The sequence below is a fragment of the Microbacterium sp. SD291 genome (genome assembly GCF_017355365.1).
In the GTDB taxonomy this organism is placed as follows: Bacteria; Actinomycetota; Actinomycetes; order Actinomycetales; family Microbacteriaceae; genus Microbacterium.
Map to the genome: position 1 here is coordinate 1 of NZ_JADIJR010000061.1, position 4,675 is coordinate 4,675.

A 4,675-nucleotide genomic window follows, 5' to 3' on the forward strand; every position below is an offset into this window, starting at 1 on the left:
TACCGCAACCGAGAGAACTACCGCCTCCGCATGCTGCTCGCCGCCGGAGGCCTCACCCCATGACCCCTACCGGAAGTCCGAAGAGCCCGATAAGGGCGAGGAGCCATCGATCGTGCCGGCGCCGTTGCGAGCGGTCGTCGCGCAAGGACTGCTGACCGCGATGACCGTGATGGCGTCGATGGGGGACTGGGCAAAGCAGACTGAAACGGAAGCGTCCCGCTTGCGCCGGCGTACTAGAACGAGGAGCTGCGCCGGTCCTCCACTTTCGCAGGCTGGGCCGCAGAGAGCTTCGCTATTGCCCGAACACCGGGCGCCTTGTGGCGGCCCCGAACCTCACTCCATCCGAGTCTGAATCCGCCGCCCCAGGAGTACGAGTTCCAGGCGCGGAAAGTTGCCCTTGGACCAAGAGCAGCCGGAGCCTCCTCGGGTTCGAGAGCCCCGGACACGAAGGAGTAGACACTCGGAGCGACGCCACGCCACCCGCCGCGAGGCCCGAGAACATCAAGCACCTCGGACAGAGGGGTGCCAGTTGCGAGTGCACTGGCTTGCCGTCGATCCCAAGTCGCAAAGCTGTTGCTCGAGTGGAACTCGACCACTCCAATATCTGTCCACTCCGACATAATGTGTAGTCCTGGGACCTGTTGAACCGTGAATGACGATCCCTTGGCGCGCCACTGCTCGGCGACGGCACACGCGGCCCTGAGAGTGCACGTAAGACTTGTAAGGCCCCTGTACTTCCTGCTTTCGGTGCCCCACCATGCGTTCCTCTTCCGCGTCGTGATGTAGAGGGTGGCGGGCACGATGCGCGTGAGGTGTTCGCCCTTGAACGCTTCGTAGCTGACAGGGATCATCTGATCCTCCACGTGATCTGCGAGATTGCCGAGTGGTGCACGGGACCGCGCCAACGTACTCGCCGCGCAACAGCTTCAAACGACCCGACACGCCCGCGCCGCCCCGTCGGCGCACGCGTGCGCCGACGAGTGCGGGCCCGGCAGATCTCGAACTTCATCAGAGGCCCCAGGTCTCCGGCACTGAAACTCCGTAGTCCACCACGCCGATGGCGGCGAAATGTGCATGAGCCGCCTTGATCTTGGCGTTCTCGCTGGGGCGCCGCTTCGACTCGTCAAGCGTCGACTTCGTCTCTCGAATCATGTAGATCCGGTCTTCCCCGCCTTCCTGCTTGATGATCGCCCAGTCCGGGTTGTAGGGGCCGACAGGCGTGTCGATCCTGAACTTGGGCGGAAGCTTCATGAATAGCTTGATGTCCTCACGCGCATCGAGAAGTTCCGCGAACTTACGTTCCGGCCCGTCATAGCCGGCATCGAAGACAACGTGGTCGAAGTCCGTCTTCTGCTTGTTCTTCACCGCGTAGAGGTGATCGAGGAAGTACTCCTTCTCGTCGGCGCCGTCCTTCCGCAGCTCCCGCAGTTCGTACACGGAACCTGCTATCGGCTCGTATTGGATGCCATCGAGAATGAGCTTCGCCAAGACGATCTGTATCTGGCCCTTCATCATCGCGATGACGTCGTTCGGATTCGTGATGAACTCTTCAAGTCGACCGCTCTGCAGAAGGATGTCGACGATGGTCCGACGGGTGAGTCGCGTCGCGTCCTGAAGTTCCGTGATGATGTCGGGGAGATCGTAGGCGCCCCTCATCTCGGCCGTGCGCGGCGCTGCATTCTCCACCGCCTTGGCTCCCCCACGATGGATCGTGACGGAGGCCCGCGTCACCTCGATCCGCAACGGCTCGATCCTCGGCTGGGCGCGAATCGCGCTGACGCACTTCTTGATGATCTTCTTGCGCTTTGCGCTGACTCGATAGGTCGTACGTCGCGAGATCGTCTCCCAGAACTGCTCGAACTCCTCGGTCGCGTAGAGCTCTTTGTTGAACGCGCGAGCGGCCCGATTGCTCACCGGCTTGATGTAGGTACCGAGGTTCGCCTGCGCGATGCGCTGGATGATCTCAGGCTCATAGTCGACGTAGATCTCCGGCAGGTGGAGGCTGAAGTCGATCGTGTGAGGCTGGAACTTCTGAGCCACTTGGCCCTTGTCATCGATGAACTTCTGCCGCACCAGATGCTCGAATACCGAGACCGAGCGGTCGTATCCGAAAAGCTCTTCGGTGACTGCGCCGTCGGCACTGCGCCAGAGGATCTTGGAGAACTCGTTCTTTCGAACTCGGCCGACCTCCACCCCCTCTTTCTGGAACTCGGTCTGCAGGTTCTTCGCGAACTGCTGCACTGATTCGTTCGCGATTACGGTGAGGGTAGCGATGCTGCGATCGGGAATCCGTACGAAGCCGTCCTCTGTCTTGGCCACCGGCAGGCGCAGACCGCGTCCGAGCGTCTGCCGCCGTTCGGTCTCGGCGCCCATCTCGCGCAGCGTGCAGATCTGGAACACGTTCGGATTGTCCCAGCCTTCGCGAAGTGCCGAATGGCTGAAGATGAAGCGCACGGGCTGGGCCTCGTCGAGGAGTCCTTCCTTGTCGCGCATGATCAGCTCGTATGCGTCGTCGTCCTTCTTCGTCGACCCTGTGGTGTCTCCGAAGACGCCCTTCCTGAGTTCGGAGAAATATGCGCGGCGGTAGTCCCGCGGATCGCCGGGCAGCATCTCAAGGAACTTCGGATTGCGCGCGCGCTCTTCTGTGAAAACCTCATCGAACCAGCGGGCGAAGTCGCCGTCGGCACTCTCATTGTTGACACCGTCGCCGAGGAAGCTCGCGACCTTGTCGACGAAGAAGAGGCTGAGCACCTTGATGTCGCGGGAGCGGAGCATGGCCATCTTCCGCAGATGCTCCTTGACGGTCTCACGGATCATCTCCTTGTAGATCGCCCCTGTCGATCCGCCGACGCTCTCACCGTCCAAGAGAACCACGTTCGTCAGTTCGACGAGAGGCGGATCATTGCGGACCTCGATGATGCGCCACCCGTTGTAGGCGGGGTTGTCCGTGATCTTCGGGTCGGAGAGTTCCGGCCAGCGCCCGCCGATCTGCTTCACAGTGACTATCTTTCGCTGAGGCGAGCCGCCCGTGCTTCGGACCGACAGCTCGAGTCGAGCACTCCAAGGGCTGTCCTGGACGCCGACGAGCTTCACGTAGGGCGTGACGTCCGCGCCCTCCTGGTGGGCATCGGCGACGGCGATCTGCTTCACCAGTCCGAGATCGTGGGCATCGACCGGATCGAGCCGGTACACGACGTTGCGCTTCGTCTTGTGGGTGGCACTGTAGCGGAGCGTGAACGATGGTTCGAGGTCGCCGATGGCCGACTGCGACAGCTTCGACTCCATGTTCTGCGGCTCGTCCATGATCACGATCGGTCGAGTCGCCGCGAGATAGTCGATCGGCTTCAGCCCTCCGAGCTGGTTTCGCGCCTTGCGGATCACACGGGTGTTCTTGTCGCCGCGGATGGCGTCGATCGTCATGACGAGGATCTGCACGTTGGTGGCGGTGGCGAAGGAACGGACCTCGTCGGGCCGCTCGCCGCTGTACACCGATGAGTCGAACGTGATGCCGTGCGGCTTGTAGAGATGCTCGAAATGCTCGCGCATTAGCCGGATGCTGGTGTTCACGCCCTCTCGGATCGCGACGCTGGGCACGAGAATGACGAACTTCGTGAAGTTGTACTGCTTCGCGAGCTCGAAGATCGTGCGCAGGTAGACGTAGGTCTTACCCGTGCCGGTCTCCATCTCGATATCGAAGTCGAGACCGGATGCGTCGAACAGTGCGTCCTGGACCTCCAGTCCGTTGTGGTCCTGGACCCGACGCAGGTTTGAGATGATGGTCGCCTTGTCGAGCGCAACACTGTTCCCGACAGCCCCGACCTCCTCGAGATCGAAGCGGCCTTGGCCAGACGCTGTGACCGCCTCAGTTCCGAGCGCTCGTTTCAGCTGCTCTGCGTCATGCGGTTGCCCACGGAAGAGCCCGGTGACCGAAGCGATCGCGTCGAGCTGGTACTGCTGGCTCGCATCGAACTGGAACCCGTTGGAACTCATCAGGCCGTCCAGAGTTCGATACCGCGGCTGGCGCACAGTTGCGCCAGGTTCGTCTTCAGTTCGTCGTCGCCGCGGAAAGCGTCTTCGAGCACGATGATCCTGGCCGGGTGCTGATCCGTGACTTCTCGCAGTTGCTCGAGAGTCGGCTTTGTGTGCTCGTCGAGGTAGGCCAGAACGAGGCCGTCGTTGACCGAGCGAAGCTCCAGACCCGCGACCTCAATGGGCTCGATCTTCTCCGACAGCGAACTGCCCTGCTTGAGCAGGATCTCGATGAGAAGGTCGTCGGCCGTCGCGTCGTCGTTCGCGCTCTCGCGGAGCCCCTCGAGGTGTTGCTCGAGGGCGGTCAGCTCGATGGCGGAGGTGACGCGCCATTTCGCGAAGTTGGTTTCCGAAAGCGCGTAGGCGCGGAACCCCACGTCGAGAACAGATTCCAGGTCCCGCATTTCGTGGCCGTTGAGGACTTCTTCCCCTGCTCGCTGAATGCGGTGGCGCGCGATCTCGGCAATCGTTGTGAGACCAGCCGCCCGCGCAGGAGAACTTTCGGGTGTGGGTTCAGGCAACTGAACCTGGATAAAGCGCCGAGAACCACCATCCTCGGCGTTCAACGCCATGATTGCGTGTGCAGTTGTCGCGGATCCCGCGAAGAAGTCAAGAACCGTCCCATCTCGACCACCGAACCAGCGCG

Annotated in this window: 1 protein-coding gene and 1 pseudogene; both read right to left on the minus strand. The window is 61.9% G+C overall.

Annotation, left to right across the window (positions count from 1 at the left end):
- Positions 1–1,008 precede the first annotated feature (1,008 nt).
- Positions 1,009–3,990 (minus strand): DEAD/DEAH box helicase family protein, encoded by a 2,982-nt coding sequence (locus tag IPV10_RS16675; RefSeq protein ID WP_207485766.1) that lies wholly within the window; start codon positions 3,988–3,990, stop codon positions 1,009–1,011.
- Positions 3,990–4,675: pseudogene (locus IPV10_RS17105) on the minus strand (site-specific DNA-methyltransferase); the annotation flags it as partial. The gene IPV10_RS16675 and the pseudogene IPV10_RS17105, both read right to left, overlap by 1 nt.